Consider the following 23,238-nt stretch of genomic DNA (forward strand, 5'->3'; position numbering starts at 1 on the left):
GCGTTCTGAAACGCAAAAGCCGGTAACGGCGCGAGCCGTTACCGACGGGGTACAGCGACAGGCGTCGGCGCGGCTTAGGCCGGGCGACCCTGGGTGTTGCACACGCTGAGGTTGTTCACGCCCAGTGCGCCGGACTGGTTGGCGAACTGCAGGCGAACGGCGTTTTTCCAGGCTGGGCTCAACGGGATCAGCTTCTGCGCGATGATGGCCGCATCGTTGTTGGTGGTGGCGCCGTAATGACGGTTCAGGAAGGCGACGACGGCGGTGCCGTCTGCGGCGTCCTTGTAGCACTGACCGAAGATCAGGTTGGTGTAGGCAACGATGGAGTAGCCGGTGGCCGGGTTGGCCAGCACCGGGGCCCAGTTCTGCGGAATCGCGCGTGCGGCGGCGGTGGCCGGTGGCGCGGCGTTGGCCAGTGCAGTCTGCACGTTGCCGACGGTTGGCAGCAGGTTGTTGACGCGAGCGACCTTCGCGTTGTTGGTGGCATCCACGTCTTCAGGGCCTACATAGCCGATGGCGTCTTCGGTGCCGTACACCGAGGTCACGATATCGCCGCTCAGGGCAACACCCTGGAACGTGGCAGGCTCTGCACCGACCTGAGCGGTGGTGAAGGTGCTGCTGACGCCGAACTGGGTCGGGCACTGGCTGTTCAGGTGACGGGTGAAGATCTCGGAGGTGCCGCTGCTGCCGCTGCGGTAGAACACCTTGATGGCCTTGTTCGGGTAGCTGGCGTCGATCTGGTTCCAGTTGCTGATCGAACCCGAGAAGATCCCGCACAGCTGGGCGCTGGTCAGGTTCAGGTCGTTGACGGCAGTGCCGTTGGCCAGCTTGAGGTTGTACGGGATGGTGACCGAGGTGGCTGCCGACGGAACCTGGATCAGCGGGCCCCACTTGTTGGCGACGTCGTTGCCGGCGCTGTTGTGGTCCAGGTTGTAGGTGTTGATTTCCGCATCGGAAAGGATCGAGTCGCTGCCTGCGAAATCGACGGTCACACCGGCGGGCTTGTTGATATCGGCGGCACGGTTGAACAGGAAAGCCGACTTGCCTTTACCGCTGCCAACACCGGTGTAGGTGTCGAAACCGGCGCCCAGTACGCCTGGGGTGGTGTACAGGCCTTGTGGCAGGGTGGCACCGCCACCGACAACCGCTGCCATCGATTGAGCCGAAGCCAGTGCGGCAACAGCCAGCGAGGCTGCGATCATAGTGCGCTTAAACATGAAGAAGCTCCTTTCGTCGTGTTCGTACGTTGAGGTGAGTCGCGCTTGCATGTCACGATGGCGTGGCGCAGCGCCTTGATCCAGAGGGCTTGCTGGCCGATCCACGAGGCTTAGGTTGGCAGTGCGCGGTGACAGTCAGAGGAAAAAACATCGGGAGCTTGGCGGGGGATTTCTCGGGTGTTTTCAAGGCCGCAGTGCGGTCCTTCGCCGGCAAGGCCGGCTCCTACAGGGGTTGGTGTGATCCTGTAGGAGCCGGCCTTGCCGGCGAAGGCGTCAGCCGCAACACCGCAGCAACCTCCCGGATTCACCACCCGGCCGACTCGGGTGTTCACCCCGCGCAAGAAACAATTCACTGCACCAGCTGGTTGATCTCGATGATCGGCAGCAGCACCGCCATCACGATCAGCAGCACCACCGCACCCATCACCACGATCATCAGCGGCTCCAGCAATGCGGTCATGCCCATCGCTCGGCGCTCGATGTCCTTGGCCAGGCTCTGCGCCGCGCGGTCGAGCATCGGCGGCAGGTTGCCGGTCTTCTCGCCGCTGGCGATCAGGTGGATCAGCAAGGGCGGGAACACCTTCTCCACCGCCAGCGCCGACGCCAGCCCCACGCCTTCGCGCACCCGCGCCGTGGCCTCGCTCACGCACTGGTCGAGGCGGTCGTTGGCCAGGGTCTGGCGCGCCGCCTCCAGGGCCCGCAGCAACGGCACCCCGGCACTGCCCAGAATCGCCAGGGTCGAGGCGAAGCGTGCGGTGTTCAGGCCCAGCACGAAGCGCCCCAGCAACGGCAGGCGCAGCACCCGGCTGTGCCAGGCCAGGCGTGCCGACGCGCCGCGCAGGTACACACGCCAGCCCCATGCCCCGGCCACCAGCACGATGAAACACAGCCAGCCCCAGGCCCGGATGAAGTCGCTGGCGTTGAGCATCGCCAGGGTCAGCCCCGGCAGGTCCTGGCGCGCCTGGGTGAAGGCGCTGACCACCTGCGGCACCACGTAGCTGAGCAGAAAGATCACGATGCCGATCGACACCAGCCCGACCACGCCGGGGTAGATGAACGCGGTGAGGATCTTGCCGCGCAGGGTGTTGCGGTCTTCGATGTAGTCGGCCAGGCGCTCCATCACCTGGGCCAGGTCGCCGGACTCCTCCCCCGCCGCGATCAGTGCGCGGTAGATCTCGGGAAAGTCCCGCGGGCGCGCCGCCAGTGCGTCGGCCAGGCGCATGCCGCTGCGCACGTCGCCGCGCACCGCGCCCAGCACCTGGGCGATGTGCTTGCGTTCGGCCTGCTCCAGGGTCGCGCTCAGGGCGCCCTCCAGCGGCAGCCCGGCGGCCAGCAGGCTGGCCAGCTGGCGCGTGGTCCAGGCCAGGTCCGCATCCGACAGCTTGCTGGCGAACAACCCGCCGCCGGCACTGGCGGCAGGCTCCGGCTCGACCTGCAAGGCGCTCAGGCCCAGCCCGCGCAATTGCCCGATCACCGCCGCCGGGCTGTCGGCCTCCAGCTGGCCACGGCTGATGCGCCCCTGGGCATCGGCGGCTTCATAACGGTATCGGCTCATCAGGCGTCCCGGGTCACACGCAGGATTTCTTCCACGGCGGTACTGCCGCTGTCGACCCAGCGCTGGCCGTCCTCGCGCATGCTCAGCATGCCGGCCTGGCGCGCTGCGGCGCGCAGGGCCTGTTCGTCGGCGCCCTGGTGGATCAGGCCGCGAATCGGGTCATCGATGCAGAACAGCTCGTGGATCCCGGTACGCCCGCTGTAGCCGGTGTGGTTGCAGTTGGCGCAGCCATGGGGGCGAAACTGGCCGGGGGCATTCGGGTCGGGCTGACGGCAGTGCGGGCACAGCCGCCGTACCAGGCGCTGGGCCAGCACGCCGAGCAGCGCCGAGGCCAGCAGAAAGGGTTCCACGCCCATGTCGAGCAGGCGGTTGACCGCCGACACGGCGTCGTTGGTGTGCAGCGTGGCCAGCACCAGGTGCCCGGTGAGCGAGGCCTGCACCGCGATCTGCGCAGTCTCCAGGTCGCGGATCTCGCCGATCATGATGATGTCCGGGTCCTGGCGCAGGATCGCGCGCAGGGCCACGGCAAAGGTCATGTCGATGCGCGCATTCACCTGGATCTGGCTGATACCCGGCAGGTCGTATTCCACCGGGTCCTCGACGGTGAGGATGTTGCTGACGCTGGCATCGAGCCGCGCCAGCGCCGCGTACAGGCTGGTGGTCTTGCCGCTGCCGGTGGGCCCGGTGACCAGCACGATGCCGTGCGGCTGGCGAATCAGCACGTCCAGGCGGGCCAGCAGCGCCGGGGCCATGCCCAGGGTTTCCAGTTGCAGACGCCCGGCCTGCTTGTCCAGCAGGCGCATCACCACCCGCTCGCCATGCCCGGTGGGCACGGTGGACACACGGATATCGATGGGCCGGCCAGCCACGCGCAGGGCGATGCGCCCGTCCTGGGGCAGGCGTTTTTCGGCGATGTCCAGCTGTGCCATGATCTTGATCCGCGACACCAGCGCCGCGTGCAGCGCCTTGCGCGGCGAGACCACGTCGCGCAGGGTGCCGTCGACCCGGTAGCGCACCACCGAGTGGGTCTCGAAGGGTTCGATGTGGATGTCGCTGGCCTCGTCGCCGGCAGCCTGGGTCAGCAGCGCGTTGATCATGCGGATCACCGGCGCGCCGTCCTGGGTGTCGAGCAGGTCGGTGATCTCGGGCATGTCCTGCATCAGGCGGTCGAGGTCGACATCGTTCTCGGCCGCGCCGACCGCCGCTGCGGCGCCGCCGTTGTCGCTGTAGGCGCTGGTCAGCAGGCGGTCGAGCTCGTCTTCGCTGACCTGCTCGGCGGCCTGCTCGCCGAACTGGCGGCGCACCTCGCCCAACGCCCAGGCCGGGGTCGAGGGGCACAGGCGCAGCGGCGCGGCGTGCTCGCCGGCCAGCAGCACCACACGCTGGGCCTTGGCCCAGGCGTACGGCAGGCGGCTCACCGGGCAACCCCGACTTCATCCAGCGGCACGGCGCGGATCGCCGCACGCGGGGTGCCGATGGCCGCGCCCGCGCGCGGTACGCCCTGCTCGGCGCTGGGCAGCAGCGGCATCTGCGCGTCCGGCAGTGCCCAGGAATGGGCCGGCTTGAGCCCGCCCTGGGCACGGCGGATGAAATCGTAGCGGTTGAGGGTGATGCTGCGCCCCACCTCGGCATCGCGAATGATGTAGGGGCGCAGGAACACCATCAGGTTGGTCTTGCTGGTGGCGCGGCGCTCGTTGCGAAACAGCACGCCCACCCCCGGCAGGCTGGAAAGAAACGGAATGCCGTCGTTGGCCTGGGTGTAGCCGTCCTGCAGCAGGCCGCCGAGCACCATGATCTGGCCGTCGTCGAGCAGGATGCTGGTGTCGATGGCGCGCTTGTTGGTGACCGTGCCGGCGGCACTGGAGGCGCGTTCGTCGACGCTGCTGACCTCCTGGTAGATGTCGAGCTTGACCGTGCCGCCTTCGGAGATCTGCGGGCGCACGTTGAGCTTGAGCCCCACCTCTTCGCGCTGGATGGTCTGGAACGGGTTGTTGCTGGTGCCGCCGCCATCGGTGACGTACTGGCCGCTGACAAAGGGGATGGTCTGGCCGACGAAGATGCTCGCCGCCTCGTTGTCCAGGGTCAGCAGGTTGGGCGTGGACAACACGTTGCTGCCGCCCTTGCTGGTCAGGGCGCGGGCCAGCACCTTGAGGTCGAGCACCTCGCCGATGCCGGGGATGTTCACCGTGCCGTCCACCACGCCCACGCTCAGGCCGGGGGGCAGCGCGTCGATGCTGTTCCTGGCACCGCGATTGAACCCGGCACCGCCCAGGTTGGCGCCGCCGAACACGCCGTTCTTGCCCAGGTTGCCGGCCTGCCACTGGATGCCGAATTCGTTGGCGTCGTCTTCGCTGACCTCGACGATCAGGCTTTCGATCACCACCTGGGCGCGGCGCTGGTCGAGCAGGTCGATCACCTCGCGCAGGTTGCGGTACAGCGGGTCGGGTGCCGAAATCAGCAGGGTGTTGGTGGTGGCGTCGGCCTGGATGGTCACCCCGCCGGCGGAAAACGCGGTGTTCTGCTCGCTGCCCTGCGAACCGTTGCCATAGGCGTTGCCGGCCTGGCCGAGGCTGGCCCCGTAGGTGGCGGCTGGCGGGGTGGCGCTGGTGGTCTGCGCGGTGTTCGCCGCCGCGCCGCTGCCGTTCTGCTTGCCTGCCAGCAGGCCACCGCCGCTGAGCCTGGCGCGGGCGTCGTCACCGCTGCTGCTGTCGCTCTCGCCGGTGAGCAGCCCGCGCAGGGCCTGGGCCAGCTTGCCGGCCTGGGCGTTGCGCAGGTACACCACGTGCAGGTTGCTGGGGTTGTTCTGTGCGTTGTCGAGCTTGTAGATCAGGTCGCGGGCCAGTTGCGTGCGCTCGGGGCTGCCGGCGCGGATCACCACGCTGTTGGAGCGTGGGTCGCCGATCACGCTGATCTTCTGGGTGGGATCGTTGCCCTGGGTTTCGAGCAGCTCCGAGACCATGGCCGCGATGTCGCTGGCGATGCCGTTCTGGATCGCCACCACGTCGGTGTCGATGGCGCTGGGGATGTCGATGCTGTCGAGCAGCCGGGCCACACGCTCGAGGTTCTCGGCATAGTCGGTGACCACCACGGTGTTGTTGCCGGGGTAGGCGTTGATCGGGTTGTTGGGCGACACGATGGGGCGCAGCACCGGGATCACGTTGACCGCGTTCTCGTATTGCAGGCGGAAGGTGCGGGTGAGCATGCCGGTGCCGGCATCCTTGCTGTTGATCGGCCCGCCCAGCAGCTTGGCGTCGGCCTCGGGCACCACCTGGCTGACCCCGCCCACGTCGACCACGCTGAAGCCCTGCATGCGCAGGGCTGCCAGCAGCATGGCGTAGGCACGTGTGGCCGGCACCTCGCCTTCGGACACCAGGGTCAGCTGGCCCTTGACCCGCGGGTCGACCAGAAACTGGCGCCCGGTGGCCCGCGACAGGGCGCGCACCACGGCCTGGATGTCGGCGTCGACGAAGTTCAGCTGCACCGGCTGGTCGCCCAGCGGGTTGCCCGGTGCGGCACTGGCGCTGCCATCGCTGTGGGGCCTGGCGCGGTGGGCGGGGGCACGCGGGGTCGGGCGCTGTGGCTCGACCCGCGCCTGCAGGCCGTGGCGTTCCAGGCTGGTCGGCCCGGGCTGCACGTTGGCCAGCGGTCGGCCCAGCTCGCTGCTGGCCAGTGGCTGCGCAGGCTGCTGGCTGCAACCGGCCAGGGCCAGTGCCAGTACCAGGGGAGCCAGGCCGGCCAGTCGGCGCGGCAGTTGGGTGCACATCATGACGATTCCTTAGCGCCTTGCGCCTGGTCCAAGCGAACGATTCCGGAGAACGACGCCGTGGCCGAGGGGTCGGCCAGCGGGTCGCGTTGCAGGCGGCTGTGCACCACCGTCAGGCCCAGTTGTGCGGGGGCCTGCAGCAGCCAGGCGGTGGCGGCCTCGGCGGGGGCCTGGGCAAGATCGAGCTGCCAGCCGCCCTCCACCGCCTGAAGCTGGTAATGGCCGCTGAGCCCGGCGTGCTCCAGGCTCTGGCGCAGGGCCGGCGCCTGTTGCGCGGCGCCCGGCAGTGAGGGGGCGTGGGCGAGCAGGCCGTCGAGGGTTTGCGCCTGGCTGCGCAGCCTGGGCGTTTCGGCCTCCCAGTGGGCGATGCGCGCCAGTGCCGGCTGCACCAGCACCAGCCACCACAGCGTGGTGCCCAGCAGCAGTGCGGTCAGGGCCACGGCGCGGCGCTCGCGCGCACTCAGGCCGTGCCACCAGGGGCGCAGGCGGCGCAGGGGGTGCCGTGCCTTACTCAACATTGGCCACCTCCTCGCCCGTGGCGGTCGCCGGGCGCAGGGTCCAGCCGTGGTCGCTGCTGCTGGCCTCGATGCCCTGTGCCGCCAGCCGGGTTTGCCAGGCGTTGTCGGCCGGGGGCCGTGCGGCGCCGGGCAGTGGCTGCAGGTCGAGCACGCCGTCGTGGTAGGTCAGTTGCTCGACTGCGCCGGCCAGAAACGGCATGGCGCTGCCGGCGGCCTGCAGCAGGTGGTTGAAGGGTGCGACCGCGCCATTGTCGCCGGCGGCGAGCTGCTGGCGTACCTGTTGCAGCGGGTTGAGGATCACCTGCAACTGCGGGTAGGCAGCGCGTACCTGCTGGTGCATGTGCTGGCGCAGTTGCTGGCCGGTGTCGGCCAGCCGCGCGGCGTAGAGGTTCAGGCCCAGGGTCCAGATCATGGCGGCGCTGGCGCACAGGGCGAGTGCCCGTGGCCAGCCGTGCTGTGCGGCGCCAGGGGCGCGCAGGCCGCTGTGCAGGCTCGCCACCGGGCATGCGCCGGCCCTTGCCGGGGTCGGGTACAGGCCCCGGGGTTTGAGGCCGGCATTCGACAGCCACTGCGCCAGGCCCTGCAATGCCGCCTGCCCCAGCCATGCCACCGCCACCTTCCCGTCCGCTGCCCGTGGCCCGTGGGCGATATGCACGGCGCGCACATCGCCCAGTATCAGGCCCTGCGCCGCGCACTGCACCGCCGCCCCCAGGCGCGCTGCCGGCAACGGCGGCAGTACCAGCTCGGTGCACAGGCTGTCGTCCGGGTGCAGCCACGCCAGCACCTCGCGGCCCCGCGCCAGGCTCTTGAGCTGCGCCTGCGCCGCCTCGCCCTCGGCCTCGGTCCGGCCCTGGCGGTCCAGTTGCCGATAGCCGACCCGCGCCCCGTCCTCAAGCGCCGCCAGCCGCGGCAATGCCATGTGCAGTTGTGCCTTCATGCGCCCACCCGTGCCCAGACAACCTGTGCCAGGGGCGCCTGCCCGCGCAGCAGCAGCGCCTCCAGGCGCACCTCGCGCGAGCCGCTGCGGGCCACGCCGTGCAGGCGGAACCAGTCGCTGGTAATGCCCACCGGCACGCTTTCGAGCACCACGTGGGGCATCTGCAGGCGGTTGACGAAATCCCCGCGGTTGACGAACCAGCGCCCGCCGTCGCGCTCGGCGATCAGCTGGCGCGCCTTGTCTACGCTCAAGCCCGGCACCTGCGCCGCCAGCACCTCGGCCGACGCGGTGTTGCCATTGATCCAGGTGTTGGCCGGCAGCACCGTGGCCACTCGGCGCAGGCGCGCCAGCCCTTCGGCATCCAGCCCCGGCACGGCCAGCTGGTCGAGGCTGCGCAGCATCGGCCGGCGTGCCGGCACCGGGCGCGAGGCGGCACCCGGCGAGGTTGCGCGGCCACTGTCGAAGCCGTGCACCGCCTCGGCCACGGGCGCCTGCCGGCGCGGGTAGCCGTCGATCACCCGCGCCGCGATCGCCTGCGCCACCGGCGCGGCCAGGCCGATCAGTGCACACAGGCGCTCGAAGGTGGCCAGGGCCTGCGCGTCGGGTTGCTCTTCGACCACCAGGTTGCGCAGGTTGAACTTGCCCTGCTCGTCTTCCAGCCGGCCCTGAAACACCGCGCCGTGCTCGCCCACCGGCAGGCCGGCGATGGGGCGCGCCCAGCCCTGGTCGAGGCGTACCAGCGGGTCGACGCGGCGCTGCTCGGCCAGTACCTCACGGCTCCAGGCCAGGCCCGCCTGCAGCACGCCCTGCCCCTGGGCACGCTGCTGCAGGCTTTCCAGCTCACGGGTGAATACGCTCTGGCGGCTGATCATGCCCGCTGCGATCACCGCCACCACGGCGGCTATCAGCAAGGCACTGATGATCGCCATTCCGCGTTGCTGCGCGGACGGTCTCATCACGGCGCCTACAGCTGCCAGGAGCCGATATCGGCGTTCACGCCGTCGCCGTCAGGCTCGCCATCGGCGCCCAGCGAGAACACGTCGATCTCGCCGTTGGCACCGGGGTTGAGGTAGTGGTAGGGACGGCCCCAGGGGTCGTTGGGCAGGCGCTCCAGGTAGGCGCGCCAGGTGCCGGGCTTGGCCGAGGCGGGTTTTTCCACCAGTACCTTGAGGCCCTGGGCGGCGCTGGGGTAGCTGCCGTTGTCCAGGCGGTAGAGCTTGAGCGCCTGCATCAGCCCGGCGATGTCCTGGCGGGCGGCGGTGGCACGCGCCTGGTCGGGGCGGTCGAGCACCTTGGGCACCACCATCGCTGCCAGGATCCCGAGGATGACCACCACCACCATGATCTCGATCAGGGTGAAACCGCGTTGGCGACGGGGGGCAGAACGGCGTGGGCAGGTAAGCGACATCTCGGCATTCCTTGGCGGGATTCGGGGGCCGATTGTGGCAAGGGCATATGTCAGTGGTATTGAAAATCCTCGGGAGTTCCGGTCGCCAATCGGTCAGACAGACCCCCTAGGATGCAGCTTTGCCCACACCGAGATGCCCATGCGCAGACGCCGCCCGCAACAGGCCGGTTTTACCCTGATCGAAGTGCTGGTGGCGCTGGCCATCGTGGCCGTGGCGATGGCCGCTGCAGTGCGCGCGGCCGGGCTGATGACCCAGGGCAATGGCCTGCTGCGCGACAAGTCGCTGGCCCTGCTCTCGGCCCAGGCGCGCCTTGCCGAACTGCGCCTGGAAGGCCAGGCAACCCCGGGCCTGCGCCGCTTGGAGTGCGACCAGGGGCGCCTGCGCCTGCGCTGCGAGCAGCAGGTCGACAGCCGCCCCGGTGGGCTGCTGCAGGTGCGCCTGGAGGTGTTCGAGCGTGACCGTGAAGGCCCGCCGCTGGCGCGCCTGGAGAGCTGGCTGGGCCAGGCGCCTAGGGCCGAATGAGGCGCGGCAGCGCAGGGCCTTCGGGCAGTCGGGCGATGCCGATGCGGCTGCGCTCCCCGGCGCGTTCGATCACCAGCGCATCGGCTTCTATGGCCACCAGTTGCCCCCCCTGCGCCAGTTGCTCGCCCACCCGCACGGCCTGTGGCGCGCCGCCGTTGAGCGAGACGATGGCCACTGCACCGGCACTGCCGGCCAGCAGCCCGCTGAGGCTGATGTCGACCTGCGCCGGCAGGTTGGCGAACCACTGCCCGGCGGCGGCCGGGGGTGCCGATAGGGTCTGCTCCATGGCAGCCGGCACCGGTTGGGGGGTGGGCGTCCAGAGCAACGTGGCCCAGGTCGCGAGCCCGGCCAGCGCCGCGAGCAGCGCCGCGCCCTGGACCAGTTGCGGGGCAGCCACGGGTTTGAATGCTAGTGCCATGGGGAACGGTCTCCGTGTGGTTCCTGGCCCGAGCATACGCGCCGATTCTCACGCTTTTGTTTCACACGACGATCATCTTCGCCGTGCACGCTGTCACCAGCCAAGGAGGCATCGCCCCATGCAATGCAGCCATCCACAACAGGGCTTTACCCTGATCGAACTGATGGTGGTGCTGGTGATCGTCGGCATCGCCAGCGCCGCCATCAGCCTGAACATCCGCCCCGACCCGGCCAGGGCGCTGCGCGAAGACGCCGAGCGCCTGGCGCAATTGCTGCTGGTGGCCCAGAGCGAGGTGCAGGCCGATGGCCGCGCCCTGGTCTGGCAGGCCGACCGCGACGGCTACCGTTTTGTGCGGGCCGGCGCGGCGCTGGACGGCGACCCGCTGCTGCGCCCGCGCCCCTGGCAGGCCGCGCCGGTGACGGTGCAGCGCACCCCGCAGCGGGCCGTGCGCATCGACCCGGAATGGATCGGCGAGCCGCTGACCCTGCGCCTGGTCAGCGGCCAGCAGCAGATCGAGGTGCGCCGCGATGCCGCCGGCCGCGTCGAGGTGCACCAGCCATGAGGCGCCACCCGCAAGGCGGGTTCACCCTGATCGAGGTGATGGTGGCGATCCTGTTGATGGCCATCGTCAGCCTGGTGGCCTGGCGCGGGCTGGACAGCGTCAGCCGCGCCGACCGCCACGTCAAGGACAGCACCGAACAGGCCCGCGCCCTGCTGCGGGTGTTCAACCAGCTGGAGCGCGACCTGGCGTTGCGTGCCAGCAGCGAACTGGTCGAGCCGGTGCTGGCGGGCATGGACCCGCCCAGCGAAAAACCGCTGCCTGCGGTGCGGGTGCAGGCCAGCGACGGGCGCCCGGCGCGCCTGGAGCTGATTCGCAGCAGCGCCGCCGACGACGGCCTGATGCGCGTGCGCTGGTGGTTGCAGGGTGGCACGCTGTACCGCGCCGCGGCGCCGGCACGCGATCGCTTCCCGCTACCGGCGCCTGCCGGCCGGGTGGCGGTACTGGAGGATGTGGCTGAATTCAACCTGCGGGTGTGGGAGCCGGGCAAGGGCTGGCGGCACCTGACCGGCGAGGCCCGGGACAATCCGCCGGGGCTCGAGATCGAACTGCTGCGCCAGAGCGCGCAGGGCCCGCAGCGTTACCGCCAGGTACTGGGGCCGCTCAACTGAGCAGCACCACGCCACCGGGCAGTTCGGTGCAGCGTGCGCCGTAGGCGTCGCGGATCAGCTGCGCCACCCCTGGCAGTTGCGCCAGGCTGAAGCGCGCCTGCACCTTGCGTCGTCCCAGGCTGGGGTTGAGCAGCACCAGCATGCCGGGGCGGTAGCGGTTGATTTCGTCGATCACCTGGCTCAGCGGCGCGTCATGGAACACCAGCCGCTGCTCGCGCCAGGCCATTACCTGTTCGGCATCGAACGGCTGCGCGCTGCCGGCGCTGCGGGCGTCGTAACGCAGCTGCTGGCCGGCGGGCACGGGCAAGCTGCGGCCCTGCCAGAGAATCTGCACCTGGCCCTGCAGGCAGGTGACGCACACGGCCGAATCGGTGTGGCGCACATTGAAGCGCCCGGCCTGGGCCGACACCCAGGCCTGCCCGGCCTGCACCTGCACCGGGGCCTGGGCCAGCACCTCGACCTCGCCTTCGAGCAGGGCGATCGCTTCGCCGCTGCGGTTGATGCGGGTCTGGGTGTTGAGCTCCAGCGCGATGCCCTGGGTCAGGTCGATGCGACGCTGCTCGCCAACGCCGGTGTGAAAGTCTGCCGCTGGCGTGCCGAGCCCGTCCACCAGGTTGCTGCGCAGCAGCACGAAGGCTGCCGAGGCCGCCAGCGCGCCACCCAGGAACGCGCGGCGCCCCAGGGTACGCAGGGGCACCACGCGCTCGGCCTGGCGCGCCGCCGGCTCCAGCTGCTGCCACAGCTGGCGGGCCTGCTCGAAGGCCTGGGCGTGCGCCGGGCTCTGTGCGCACCACTGGCGCAGGGCGCGTGCGTCGGCGACGGTGGCGCGCCCGGAGGTAAGCAGCAGCAACCAGTCCTGGGCCTGGCTGTGCAGGCTGGGTTCAGCCGAAGTCTGGGGTGTCATGGTCTGAGGGGCCTGCATCAAAATGGCGCTGTGTATTGTTCAAGACGGTTTTCCCGCACCGGGACCGAACCGCTGGAACACTTTTCTTTCCAGCCGCGTGGCGCAGTAACCCAGTGCGGCCTTGAGCTCCTTCTCGACCATGCGCGTGGAGATGCCGAAGCGCTGGGCGATTTCCAGGTGCGAGGCTTCCTCCAGGCGCGCGGCAATGAAGATACGCCGGCGCCGTGCCGGCAGTTCGTAGAGTGCGCCGAGCAGGCACTGGATTTCCTGCTGGCCGCCGACGATGCGCGCCGGGTCCTGGTCTTCGGCCACCTGCAGCAGGTCTTCGACCTCGGCGCCGGTGAGCAGCCGGGCGTCGGCCTGGCGCCGGTCGGCGGCGATGTTCAGGGCCATGCGGTACAGGTAGGCGTTGGGCTTGTGCAGCGCGTGGGTGGCCTGCATGCGGTCGACCCGCAGGTAGGTTTCCTGGAGCACGTCGCAGGCCAGGTCGTCCGAACCCAGGCGGCGTTTGAGGCGCACCTTGAACTCGTCGTAAGAGGTCAGGAACAACGTGACCAGAGGTGTATTCATACTGCCTAGCCTCCATGCGATTAAGGGCAGTCCATGCGTGTATCGGGCAACAGCAGCAGCGTCACCGGTTGCGCCAGCGCCGAGGGCGGTGGCCGCTCCAGGCGCAGGGCACGCAGGCTTTCGACCAGCGCGCTGTCACGCCGGTGATCGCCGGTGGAGGCCAGCAGGCGGCTCTGGGCCAGCACCCCGCGGGCGTCGATCCATACCTGCACCGCGGCCCGGTAATGGCCTGGGCGTGCCAGCGCGCTGGCACACAGCGCCTGTTCCACGGCGCGTTGCAGCGTGCGCGCATAATTGCCGGCCGCGCCGGCCCCGCCTGTGGCACGCGGGTTAGGCGCGGCTGCCGGCAGTGCCACGCGCTGCACGGTGAAGGCCTCGGCGCCGCTGTAGCGGGCCATCAGCCCGGTGCCTTCGAGCAGCCTGCGCAGGCCGTCGCGGGCGCTGAACGCGCCGCTCAGCGGCATCGAGCGCTGGCGTGCGGTCAGCTCCCGGTCCACCAGTACCGCCATGCCGCTCTGCTGGCCGAAGGCGTGCAGCGCCTCGTCCAGTGGCTGGGCCGGTATGTCGAAACGGATCGGGCCTGCGCCGTGCACCGGCATCGCCAGCACGGCCAACAGCAGCACGGCGATTCTGGCAAGGCAGTGGCGCAAACCGGTGTCTCCCCCGAAAGTCGCCATCGTGGGGCCTGTGTATGAATCTGATGTGACAGCGGTAGGCAAAAAACCTTAACGATGTGGGAAGTCGCCTGGGGCTAGACTGGGGGAAACCGCTTCAGGGAGGGCATGGACATGGGCTGTCGAATCGCGGGGTTGTGGCTGGTTGCCGGTCTGCTGAGTGGCCTGTCGAGTGGCGTGGTGCAGGCGGGTCAGGACGAGGGTTGCATCGACGTGCAGGTGGGCCAGGCGCGGGCGCTGGCGTACGACTGCCTGACGCGCCAGTTGCAGAACGGCAACGGGCAGCGCGCGGCGCAGGCCAACCGCAAGGCGATGGAGGTGGATGTGAGCCGGCGCGCGCCGAACCAGCTGGGGTTGTTCAACCAGTCGGCCACGGGGCAGCGCATGGGCAATGCGTTCGGGGTGTCGGTGCGGCCGCAGCGGCCGGGGCCGTGATCGGCGCAGTTGCATTCCTGCAGGCCATGGTTCGTTGCAACCAATGTAGGAGCCGGCGTTGCCGGCGAAGCGCCGCGCGGGCGGCGCTCGGTTTTGGGAGCACCGGTGGATTCAAGACAGGCACCTTCCAGCCCGAATGAATTTCAAGGCTGATGATTGAAGGGGTGAGCGAGAAAACCAGCCAGCAATGGCGGTGGACGACTAGTGCCAACCGATGCCCTTGCAGCGCTCTCAGGATCGAGCGCCGCAAGCGCGGCGCTTCGCCGGCAAGGCCGGCTCCTACACGGGGCGGTATTGCCAGCCTCGGTGTGTTCGACACCCGATTGCAGTGAATCCACCTGACATCAGACTTGTCGCCCCTACCGCCCCCGCGGCAAGCAGATGCGAAACTGCGCCCCCCCCAACGCCGACTGCCCCACCGTCAGGGTGCCACCCTGCCCCTCGATCACCCGACGGCTGATCGCCAACCCCAGGCCAAACCCGCCCGTGGCACGGTCCCGACTGCGATCCAGGCGGTAGAACGGCTGGAAGATGCGCTCGCGCTCCTCCTGCGGAATGCCAATGCCGTCATCCTCGACGGTCAGCACGCACGCGCCCTTGGCATCCACGCTCAGGCGCAGCAGGATGCGCTGCCCGCAATAACGCATGGCGTTGCGGATCAGGTTCTGCACCGCCCGCGCCGTCAACCGCGGGTCCAGCACAAAGCGCGGCAGATCCGGCTCGGCACGCACCTCCAGGCTCACCCCGCGCCCATCCAGCTCTTCGGCATAGCTGCCCAGGATGCTGTCGACGAACTCGGGCAGCGCCACCTCCACCCGCTCGCCACCCTGGCCATTCTGCAAGCGGTTGTACGACAGCAGCTCAAGCACAAGCGCATCCAGCTCGCGCACGTGCCCCACCAGTTCCAGCAGGCGCTTGCGACTGGCCGGGGGCATTTCGTCGTACAGCAGCACCAGGCCGAAATCCAGGCGGGTCAGCGGCGTGCGCAGCTCATGCGACACCGCATTGAGCAACTCGCGCTGCTGGGTCAGCAGGCATTCGATATCCGCCGCCATGGTGTCGAACACCTTGGCCAACGCGCCGATGTTCGAGCGTGGCGAGATCAGCGTGCGCTCCGCCAGGTTGCCTTCGCCCAGGCGCTGCGCCGTGGCCTTGAGCCGCTGCAGGTCACGCCAGTGCGGGCGCACCCAGAACAGCAGGCAGCCCAGCAGCGCCGCACCGATCAGCACGGTGATGCCCCACGACAGCAGGTAGATGTCCGCCGGGTCCGGCGGGTTGCGCAGCACCACCATCCACTCGCTGTCCAGCGGCGCCAGGGCGGTTTCGTAATAGCCCCACTCCCCCAGGCGCACCACGTACTGGCCGGCCTGCAGGTGCGCCTGCTCCTCGGCGTTCAGGTCCAGGTCGGCGCGCCGGCGCAGCTCGATGCTGAGGGGGGCGAAATCGGTATTCAGCGCCTCGGCCACCTGGGGCCAGCTGTCGCGGTGCTTGAGGTGGAACTGGTTGACGATCAGGCGCTGCACGCCCCGCGCCTGGTCCTGGTTGTAGGCGATGTAGCGGTCATGGAACACATGCAGGATGAGTTCGGGGATCAGGAAGATCGACCCGGCATACGCGACGATGGTCACCAGATACAGGCGTACCAGAATTTTCAGCATGGCCGTGGCCGCTCCTCAGAATTCCCACTCGACTCGGCTGAACAGGTAGCCCTTGCCCCACACCGTCTTGATCTTGCGCGCCTCGCCGGCGCTGTCGTCGAACTTGCGCCGCAGCTTGGATATGGCCACGTCCACCGAGCGGTCGGTGCCGTTGAACTCGATGCCGCGCAACTGCTGCAGGATGCAGTCGCGGCTGAGCACGCTGCCGGCATTGCGCGCCAGCACCACCAGCAGGTTGAACTCGCCGCTGGACAACTCCACCGTCTGGTCGCGCCACAGCACGGTGCGTTCGGCCAGGTCGATGCGCAGCCCGCCGATCACGATCAGGTCGCTCTCGAGATGCGGCTCGTTGATGCTGCTGCGCCGCAGCAGGGTACGCACCCGCGCCAGCAGCACGCGCGGCTCGCACGGCTTGCTGACATAGTCGTCGGCGCCCATCTCCAGGCCCAGCACCTGGTCGTGGCTGTCGTCGCGGGCGGTGAGCATGAGGATCGGCAGCAGCAGCGATTCGGCGCGCAGCTGCCGGCACACCTGCAGGCCGTCCAGGCCCGGCAGCATCAGGTCGAGGATCACCAGGTCGGGTTTGCTGCGCCGCGCCTCTTCCAGCACGTGGTCCCCCCGCGCAATCACGCTGACGCTGAAACCATTGCGTTGCAGGTAGCTGGCGATCAGTTCGCTCAGGGCGCAGTCGTCTTCGACCAGAAGGATAGTGGGCATGGGTAGTTTGAAAGGCCGGGAAAGTCAGGCAGGATATAGCGCTTATTCGCAGGTCGCGAAATTCTTCACACTTTTTCACACTCGCCCTACATAGCTTAACAACTGCCTGTAGCGCGGCTGCCTTAGCATTGCCGGGTCATTTATGGAAGATCCGCATGCCCAGTTCAAGCCCCGTCCGTCTGCGTACCCTGGCGCCCCTGTTGCTGCTGAGCCTGGCCCTGGCCGGCTGCGACAGCAAGCCGCCCGCCGAAGAACAAGCCCCCAAGCCCGCCGTCAGCGTCGAAACCGTGCGCGAGCAACCCCTGGCCATCAGCACCGAGCTGTCGGGGCGCATCCTGGCGCCACGCATCGCCGAGGTGCGCGCGCGGGTGGCCGGGGTGGTGCTCAAGCGGGTGTACCGTGAGGGCAGCGACGTGAAACAGGGCGACGTGCTGTTTCGCATCGACCCGGCACCATTCAAGGCCGACTACGACAGCGCCCGCGCCAACCTGGCCAAGGCCGAGGCCACGCGCTTTCAGGCGCGCCTGCAGGACCAGCGCTACGCCGAGCTGATTTCGATCGACGCGATCAGCCGCCAGGAGCACGACAACGCGCGCGCCGCCGCCATGCAGGCCGACGCCGAAGTGGCAGCGGCCAAGGCCGCGCTCGAGCGTGCGCGCCTGAACCTGGGCTATGCCACCGTGACCGCGCCGATTTCCGGGCGCGTGGGCCGTGCCCTGGTGACCGAGGGCGCGCTGGTGGGGCAGAACGAATCGACCCCGCTGGCGATCATTCAGCAGCTCGACCCGATCCATGCCGACCTGACCCAGTCGACCCGCGAGATCAACGCCCTGCGCCGTGCCCTGCGTGCCGGCGAGCTCAAGCAGGTGGGCCAGGACCAGGCCCGCGCCACGCTGATCCAGGATGACGGCACCCCTTACCCGCTGGCGGGCAAGCTGCTGTTCTCCGACATCAGCGTGGACCCGAGCACCGGCCAGATCACCCTGCGCAGCGAGTTCCCCAACCCCGACCTGGACCTGCTGCCCGGCAGCTTCATCCGCGTGCGCCTGGAACAGGCGGTGCAGCCCAAGGGCATCAGCGTGCCGCAGCAGGCCATCCTGCGTGACAGCGCGGGCCTGCCGCGGGTGCTGCTGGTGGACGCCGAGCAGCGCGTGAGCGAGCGCGCCGTGGTGCTGGGCAGCGTGCAGCAGGACCGCTGGATCGTCACCGAGGGCCTGGCCCCGGGCGATCGCATCGTCACCGAAGGCCTGCAGCACGTGAAGGTGGGTGACCAGGTGAGCGTGACCCCCGCCACCGACACGGCTGCCCCCATCGCCCAGACCACCGCCCAGTGAGGCCCTGATCCATGCCGCAGTTCTTTATTGACCGCCCGGTGTTCGCCTGGGTGGTCGCGCTGTTCATCCTGCTCGGCGGTGCGCTGGCCATCCCGCAGTTGCCGGTGGCCCAGTACCCCAACGTGGCGCCGCCACAGATCGAGGTGTACGCGGTATACCCCGGTGCCTCGGCGCAGACCATGGACGAGAGCGTGGTCAGCCTGATCGAGCAGGAGCTCAACGGCGCCGATCACCTGCTGTACTTCCAGTCCACCAGCAGCCTGGGCAGCGCCACGGTAACGGCGACCTTCCAGCCGGGCACCAACCCGGAACTGGCCCAGGTCGATGTGCAGAACCGCCTGAAGATCGTCGAGTCGCGCCTGCCGCGGGCGGTGACCCAGCAGGGCCTGCAGGTGGAGAAGATCTCCACCGGGTTCCTGATGCTGGTGACCCTGACCGCCGACGATGACCGCCTAGACGAAACCGCGCTGAGCGACTTTCTGGCGCGCAACGTGATGAACGAGGTGCGCCGCGTACCGGGTGTGGGCAAGGCGCAGCTCTATGGCTCGGAACGCGCCATGCGTATCTGGCTCGACCCGCAGAAGCTGATCGGCTTCAACCTCACCCCCGAGGATGTGAACCTTGCGATTGCCGCGCAGAACGCCCAGGTGGCCCCTGGCAGCATCGGCGACCTGCCCGGCAGCCCGACCCAGGAAATCACTGCCAACGTGCTGATCAAGGGCCAGCTGTCGACGCCCCAGGAGTTCGCCGACATCGTGCTGCGTGCCAACCCGGATGGCTCGCGGGTCACCGTGGGTGATGTGGCGCGGGTCGAGATCGGCGCCCAGGAGTACCAGTACGGCACGCGCCTGAACGGCAAGCCGTCCACCGCCTTCAGCGTGCAGCTGGCGCCCGGTGCCAACGCCATGCAGACCGCGACCCTGGTCAAGGCCAAGATGGACGAGCTGTCGCGCTACTTCCCGCCCGGGGCGGTGTACGACATCCCGTATGACACCTCGCCGTTCGTCAAGGTGTCGATCGAACAGGTGATCAACACCCTGATCGAGGCCATGGTGCTGGTGTTCCTGGTGATGTTCCTGTTCCTGCAGAACATCCGCTACACGCTGATCCCGACCCTCGTGGTGCCGGTGGCGCTGATGGGCACCTTCGCGGTGATGCTGACGCTGGGCTTCTCGATCAACGTGCTGACCCTGTTCGGCATGGTGCTGGCCATCGGCATCCTGGTGGACGACGCCATCGTGGTGGTGGAGAACGTCGAGCGGATCATGGCCGAGGAAGGCCTGCCGCCCAAGCAAGCCACGCGCAAGGCCATGCAGCAGATCAGCGGCGCCATCGTCGGCATCACCGTGGTGCTGGTGGCGGTGTTCGTGCCGATGGCGTTCATGCAGGGCTCGGTGGGGGTGATCTACCAGCAGTTCTCGGCGTCGATGGCGGTATCGATCCTGTTCTCGGCGTTCCTTGCCCTGAGCCTGACCCCGGCGTTGTGCGCCACCCTGCTCAAGCCGATCGCCAAGGGCGAACACCACGTCAAGCGCGGTTTCTTCGGCTGGTTCAACCGCAAGTTCGAAGGCATGAGCAACGGCTACCAGCGCTGGGTGATGCACGCGATCCAGCGCAGCGGCCGCTACCTGGTGGTGTATGGCCTGCTGCTGGTGGCGCTGGGCTGGACCTTCAGCCAGCTGCCCTCCTCGTTCCTGCCTACCGAAGACCAAGGCTACACCATCACCGACGTGCAGCTGCCGCCCGGCGCCAGCCGCAACCGTACCGTGCAGGTGGCCGAGCAGATCGAGGCGCACAGCGCAGGCGAACCTGGCGTGGGCAACACCACGGTGATCCTGGGCTTCAGTTTCTCGGGCAGCGGGCAGAACGCGGCGCTGGTGTTCACCACGCTCAAGGACTGGTCCGAGCGCACCGCCAAGGACAGCGCCGAGGCCATCGCCGAGCGCGCCAACATCGCCTTCAGCCAGTTCAAGAACGCGGTGGCCTATGCGGTGCTGCCGCCCTCGGTGGATGGCCTGGGCACCTCGACCGGTTTCGAGTTCCGCCTGCAGGACCGTGCCGGCGTGGGCCATGCCGGGCTGATGGCGGCGCGTGACCAGTTGCTGGCCGAGGCCGCGAAAAGCCCGGTGCTGGCCAACGTGCGCGAGAGCGCCCTGGCCGAAAGCCCGCAGGTGCAGTTGCTGATCGACCGCAAGCAGGCCAACGCGCTGGGCGTGTCGTTCGACGACATCGGCACGGTGCTCAACACGGCCATCGGCTCGACCTACGTCAACGACTTCCCCAACCAGGGCCGCATGCAGCGGGTGGTGGTGCAGGCCGAGGGCGACCAGCGCAGCCAGGTCGAGGACCTGCTCAAGATCCACGTGCGCAACACCAGCGGCAAGATGGTGCCGTTGTCGGCCTTCGCCCAGGCGCAGTGGGTATCGGGGCCGGTGCAACTGACCCGCTACAACGGCTACCCGGCCATTGCCGTGTCGGGCGAGCCGGCACCGGGCTACAGCTCGGGCGCGGCGATGGCCGAGGTGCAGCGCCTGGTCGATGCCCTGCCGCTGGGCTTTGGCCTGGAATGGACCGGGCTGTCGCTGCAGGAGCAGTTGTCCGGGGCGCAGGCACCGATGCTGATGGCGCTGTCGCTGCTGGTGGTGTTCCTGTGCCTGGCGGCGCTGTACGAAAGCTGGTCGATCCCTACCTCGGTGCTGCTGGTGGTGCCGCTGGGCGTGCTCGGTGCGGTGCTGGCGGTGACCCTGCGCGACATGCCCAACGATGTGTTCTTCAAGGTCGGCCTGATCACCCTGATCGGCCTGTCGGCGAAGAACGCGATCCTGATCATCGAGTTCGCCAAGAGCCTGGTGGACGAAGGGCATGACCTGGTCGAGGCCACCGTACAGGCCGCGCGCCTGCGCCTGCGGCCCATCGTGATGACCTCGCTGGCGTTCATCCTGGGCGTGGTGCCGCTGGCGATTGCCACCGGCGCCAGCTCGGCGAGTCAGCAGGCCATCGGCACCGGGGTGATCGGCGGCATGCTCAGCGCCACGCTGGCGATCGTGTTCGTGCCGGTGTTCTTCGTGGTGGTGATGCGCGTGACCGGCTGGCGCCGGCGTGACGCCCAGGCCGACACTGCGGTGGTCGAACAAAGCTGATGGACAGCCGCGCGGCGGTCATGGGATGGTGCTAGCCCGCTTATGGACTGGAACCCTGCAATGACCGCCGCCGTACTTCCCCCCTGCTCCATTCTTTTGCTGGCCGGCGGCCGTGGCCAGCGCATGGGCGGGCAGGACAAGGGCCTGCTGTCCTGGCAGGGCCGCCCGCTGATCGCGCACGTGCACGCCGTTGTACGTGACCTGAGCGATGACCTGATCCTTTCCTGCAATCGCAACCAGCACGCCTATCGGGCGTTTGCCGACCAGTTGGTGGGCGATGCCGAGCCTGGGTTTCCCGGGCCGCTGGCCGGGGTGCTGGCCGGGCTCGCGGTGGCGCGGCATGCCTGGCTGGTGGTGCTGGCGTGTGATGCACCGCTGATCGAGCGCGGGTTGCTCGAGCAGCTGCTGAGCGTGGCGGTGACCGGGGACTGCGCGGCGATGGTGCGCCAGGGCCAGCAGTGGCAGCCGATGTTCTGCGTGATCCCGGTGCGCCAGCAGGCGAGCTTGCAGGCGGCATGGCAGGCCGGTGAGCGCAGCCTGCTGCGGGCGTTGCTGGAGCATCCGTTGCAGGCAGTGGAGTGTGCAGAGGAGGACCGGCGCCTGAGCAACTTCAATACGCCGCAGTGGTTGGGGCAATAAGGCTTTTTGTGTCGTCTGTGAGGGCCTCTTCGCGGGCCAAGCCCGCTCCTACAGAGGCTTGCTCTACCCCTGTGGGAGCGGGCTTGACCCGCGATGGGCGGCACCGCCCCCCTCGAACACCACACACCGATTACGCCCCGCCGCCTTGGCCGCATACAGCGCCTGATCGGCCGCCGCCACCAGCGTCAGGGGCGTTTCGCCCTGCCCCGCCATGCCTGCCACGCCGATACTCACCGACACCCGCCCGAACGGGCTGCCAGCATGCACGATGTTCAGCTCGGCCAACCGCGCCAGCACCGTCTCGGCCACCACTACCGCGCCCGCCACCTCGGTATTGGGCAGCACCATCGCCAGCTCTTCCCCGCCATAACGCGCCACCACATCCGTCGGGCGGCGCACGCACTCGCGCAGCAAGGCGCTCACCGCCTTGAGGCATTCATCACCGCCAATGTGCCCGTAGGCGTCATTGAAGCGTTTGAAATGATCGATATCGATCAGCAGCAACGCCAGCGGCTGGGCCTCGCGCTGGGCACGCCGAACTTCGCTGGCCAGCACCTCGTCGAAACGCCGGCGGTTGGCCAGCCCGGTGAGCGTGTCGTGGGTGGCCAGCACCGCCAGCTGCCGGTTGGTGGCCAGCAGTTCTTCGCGCGCCACCAGCAGCTGCGCATCCATCTCGGCACGATGGCGCATGTCACGGATCAGCAGCCGGCCAATCACCGCGATCACCCCCTGCAACGCCAGCACCAGCCCCACCGTCAGCCACGCTTCCATGCGCCAGGCGTCCAGGGCCTCGCGCTTGCCGATGGCCACGGTGGTCACCAGTGGCAGGTGCTCGTTCTTGCGAAACGCATACAGGCGCTCCACCCCATCCAGGCTCGAGGCAAACGAAGCCGTGCCCACCGAGTTTTCCACCAGGTAACGGGTGTAGATCGGCGACCGGGAAAAGTCGCGGCCCATGTCCTGCTCGCGAAACGGGTAGCGCACCAGGATGCGCCCACTGGTGTAGGTGAGCGCGATCGCACCGTCCTTGCCCACGTCGATCTTGCCGAACAGGCGCAGAAAGTTCTCCACCCCCAGGGTCACCGCGATCACCCCGGCGAACTGCCCCCCGGGCTGCTCGAAACGCCGGCTGACGGTGATCACCCAGTCCTGGGTGGAGCGGCTGCGGATCGGCGGGCCGATGAACACCTCGCGGGACGGGTTGTCGCGATGGTGGATGAAGAACTCGCGGTCGGCGCTGTTCGCACCGTCCGGAATCGGGCCGTTGGTCGACATCAGCCATTCGCCCGTCGGGCCATAGATGGTCAGCCCATGCAGTTGCGTCAGCAGTTCGTTCTGCTCCTCCACCAGCCCGGCCAGGCGCGCCAGTTGCTGCGGCCCGCCGCCATCGACTTCGAGCCGCTCGCTCAGGCCCAGCAGCATCATCGAACTCTGGCGGATGATGCCCTCAGCATAGGTGTCCAGTGCCTGGGTCAGGTTGAGGCTGTGTACCTGAACCTCGTTCAGCGCGCGCTGACGTGCAGCCCATATCTTCCAGGCCGTCAGCGATGCCAGCGATACGCAGATCACCAGCAACAGCAGCACGGCCAGGCGCACGTCACGCTTGTGCGGCAGCGGCACCGGCAGTAAGGGGGTCGACATCATGAAACGCTCCTGCG

Annotated in this window: 22 protein-coding genes; 7 read left to right on the forward strand and 15 right to left on the reverse strand. The window is 68.7% G+C overall.

Features of this window, described 5'->3' with window-relative positions; genetic code table 11:
- Positions 1 to 74: 74 nt before the first annotated feature.
- The 8 genes from CR917_RS25855 to gspG form a co-directional block, all read right to left on the reverse strand.
- Entirely contained in the window at positions 75 to 1,217 is a 1,143-nt protein-coding gene (locus CR917_RS25855; protein WP_043860338.1) for a substrate-binding domain-containing protein, read from the reverse strand.
- A gap of 349 nt (positions 1,218 to 1,566) precedes the next feature.
- Complete coding sequence (gene gspF / locus CR917_RS25860; protein WP_054916085.1) at positions 1,567 to 2,772, reverse strand: type II secretion system inner membrane protein GspF; 1,206 nt, start codon at positions 2,770 to 2,772, stop codon at positions 1,567 to 1,569.
- Positions 2,772 to 4,190, reverse strand: a complete 1,419-nt coding sequence (gspE, locus tag CR917_RS25865; RefSeq protein WP_058541159.1) for a type II secretion system ATPase GspE — start codon at positions 4,188 to 4,190, stop codon at positions 2,772 to 2,774. Before gspE ends, gspF begins: the two co-directional genes overlap by 1 nt.
- Positions 4,187 to 6,538, reverse strand: coding sequence for a type II secretion system secretin GspD (gene gspD, locus CR917_RS25870; RefSeq protein ID WP_058541160.1), 2,352 nt, complete (start codon positions 6,536 to 6,538; stop codon positions 4,187 to 4,189). The genes gspE and gspD overlap by 4 nt, the downstream gene beginning before the upstream one ends.
- A complete protein-coding gene (gspM, locus tag CR917_RS25875) occupies positions 6,535 to 7,053 on the reverse strand; it encodes a type II secretion system protein GspM (RefSeq protein WP_104573128.1) in 519 nt (172 codons plus the stop codon). The genes gspD and gspM overlap by 4 nt, the downstream gene beginning before the upstream one ends.
- Entirely contained in the window at positions 7,043 to 7,990 is a 948-nt protein-coding gene (gspL, locus tag CR917_RS25880; RefSeq protein ID WP_104573031.1) for a type II secretion system protein GspL, read from the reverse strand. Before gspL ends, gspM begins: the two co-directional genes overlap by 11 nt.
- The gene (gspK, locus tag CR917_RS25885) at positions 7,987 to 8,919 is read right to left on the reverse strand and encodes a type II secretion system minor pseudopilin GspK (protein WP_100633789.1); all 933 of its coding nucleotides are present in this window, start codon (positions 8,917 to 8,919) and stop codon (positions 7,987 to 7,989) included. Before gspK ends, gspL begins: the two co-directional genes overlap by 4 nt.
- 35 nt (positions 8,920 to 8,954) lie before the next feature.
- Positions 8,955 to 9,398, reverse strand: a complete 444-nt coding sequence (gene gspG, locus CR917_RS25890; RefSeq protein ID WP_054916090.1) for a type II secretion system major pseudopilin GspG — start codon at positions 9,396 to 9,398, stop codon at positions 8,955 to 8,957.
- Between the two features lie 139 nt (positions 9,399 to 9,537).
- On the opposite strand from gspG, the gene gspI reads away from it, so the two are divergent.
- Positions 9,538 to 9,921 carry a type II secretion system minor pseudopilin GspI gene (gspI, locus tag CR917_RS25895; protein ID WP_058541165.1) on the forward strand — a complete coding sequence of 128 codons (384 nt, stop codon included), beginning with the start codon at positions 9,538 to 9,540 and terminating at the stop codon, positions 9,919 to 9,921.
- On the opposite strand, the gene CR917_RS25900 is transcribed toward gspI, so the two are convergent.
- On the reverse strand, positions 9,908 to 10,339 hold the full coding sequence (locus tag CR917_RS25900; RefSeq protein WP_104573030.1) for a type II secretion system protein N: 432 nt from the start codon (positions 10,337 to 10,339) through the stop codon (positions 9,908 to 9,910). The genes gspI and CR917_RS25900 overlap by 14 nt on opposite strands.
- A 118-nt stretch (positions 10,340 to 10,457) precedes the next feature.
- On the opposite strand from CR917_RS25900, the gene CR917_RS25905 reads away from it, so the two are divergent.
- Positions 10,458 to 10,901, forward strand: coding sequence for a GspH/FimT family pseudopilin (locus CR917_RS25905; RefSeq protein ID WP_104573029.1), 444 nt, complete (start codon positions 10,458 to 10,460; stop codon positions 10,899 to 10,901).
- Positions 10,898 to 11,509 (forward strand): type II secretion system protein J, encoded by a 612-nt coding sequence (locus tag CR917_RS25910; protein WP_043860349.1) that lies wholly within the window; start codon positions 10,898 to 10,900, stop codon positions 11,507 to 11,509. Before CR917_RS25905 ends, CR917_RS25910 begins: the two co-directional genes overlap by 4 nt.
- On the opposite strand, the gene CR917_RS25915 is transcribed toward CR917_RS25910, so the two are convergent.
- Genes CR917_RS25915 through CR917_RS25925 form a run of 3 tightly spaced genes read right to left on the reverse strand, consistent with a single transcriptional unit; the run spans position 11,502 to position 13,633 of the window.
- A complete protein-coding gene (locus CR917_RS25915) occupies positions 11,502 to 12,413 on the reverse strand; it encodes a DUF4880 domain-containing protein (protein ID WP_196932333.1) in 912 nt (303 codons plus the stop codon). The genes CR917_RS25910 and CR917_RS25915 overlap by 8 nt on opposite strands.
- Positions 12,414 to 12,452: 39 nt before the next feature.
- Positions 12,453 to 12,983 carry a sigma-70 family RNA polymerase sigma factor gene (locus tag CR917_RS25920; RefSeq protein WP_043860351.1) on the reverse strand — a complete coding sequence of 177 codons (531 nt, stop codon included), beginning with the start codon at positions 12,981 to 12,983 and terminating at the stop codon, positions 12,453 to 12,455.
- Positions 12,984 to 13,003: 20 nt separating this feature from the next.
- Positions 13,004 to 13,633 carry an STN domain-containing protein gene (locus tag CR917_RS25925; RefSeq protein ID WP_229589303.1) on the reverse strand — a complete coding sequence of 210 codons (630 nt, stop codon included), beginning with the start codon at positions 13,631 to 13,633 and terminating at the stop codon, positions 13,004 to 13,006.
- A gap of 138 nt (positions 13,634 to 13,771) precedes the next feature.
- On the opposite strand from CR917_RS25925, the gene CR917_RS25930 reads away from it, so the two are divergent.
- A complete protein-coding gene (locus tag CR917_RS25930; protein WP_054916095.1) occupies positions 13,772 to 14,092 on the forward strand; it encodes a hypothetical protein in 321 nt (106 codons plus the stop codon).
- Positions 14,093 to 14,451: 359 nt separating this feature from the next.
- Here the strand turns inward: CR917_RS25930 and CR917_RS25935 are convergent, their stop codons facing one another.
- Positions 14,452 to 15,750 carry an ATP-binding protein gene (locus CR917_RS25935; RefSeq protein ID WP_054916096.1) on the reverse strand — a complete coding sequence of 433 codons (1,299 nt, stop codon included), beginning with the start codon at positions 15,748 to 15,750 and terminating at the stop codon, positions 14,452 to 14,454.
- Between the two features lie 15 nt (positions 15,751 to 15,765).
- Positions 15,766 to 16,467 carry a response regulator transcription factor gene (locus CR917_RS25940; RefSeq protein WP_043859689.1) on the reverse strand — a complete coding sequence of 234 codons (702 nt, stop codon included), beginning with the start codon at positions 16,465 to 16,467 and terminating at the stop codon, positions 15,766 to 15,768.
- A 155-nt stretch (positions 16,468 to 16,622) separates the two neighbouring features.
- Here CR917_RS25940 and CR917_RS25945 point away from each other — a divergent pair, with 155 nt between their 5' ends.
- The 3 genes from CR917_RS25945 to mobA are packed head-to-tail and all read left to right on the forward strand — an operon-like array spanning position 16,623 to position 21,580.
- A complete protein-coding gene (locus tag CR917_RS25945; protein WP_043859688.1) occupies positions 16,623 to 17,801 on the forward strand; it encodes an efflux RND transporter periplasmic adaptor subunit in 1,179 nt (392 codons plus the stop codon).
- A gap of 11 nt (positions 17,802 to 17,812) precedes the next feature.
- The gene (locus CR917_RS25950; RefSeq protein WP_043859687.1) at positions 17,813 to 20,941 is read left to right on the forward strand and encodes an efflux RND transporter permease subunit; all 3,129 of its coding nucleotides are present in this window, start codon (positions 17,813 to 17,815) and stop codon (positions 20,939 to 20,941) included.
- 60 nt (positions 20,942 to 21,001) lie between these two features.
- A complete protein-coding gene (mobA, locus tag CR917_RS25955) occupies positions 21,002 to 21,580 on the forward strand; it encodes a molybdenum cofactor guanylyltransferase MobA (RefSeq protein WP_043859686.1) in 579 nt (192 codons plus the stop codon).
- Positions 21,581 to 21,643: 63 nt separating this feature from the next.
- On the opposite strand, the gene CR917_RS25960 is transcribed toward mobA, so the two are convergent.
- Complete coding sequence (locus tag CR917_RS25960) at positions 21,644 to 23,221, reverse strand: diguanylate cyclase (protein WP_104573213.1); 1,578 nt, start codon at positions 23,219 to 23,221, stop codon at positions 21,644 to 21,646.
- Positions 23,222 to 23,238 lie beyond the last annotated feature (17 nt).

The sequence above is a fragment of the Pseudomonas sp. BRM28 genome, from assembly GCF_002939405.1.
Classification (GTDB): Bacteria; Pseudomonadota; Gammaproteobacteria; order Pseudomonadales; family Pseudomonadaceae; genus Aquipseudomonas; species Aquipseudomonas palmensis.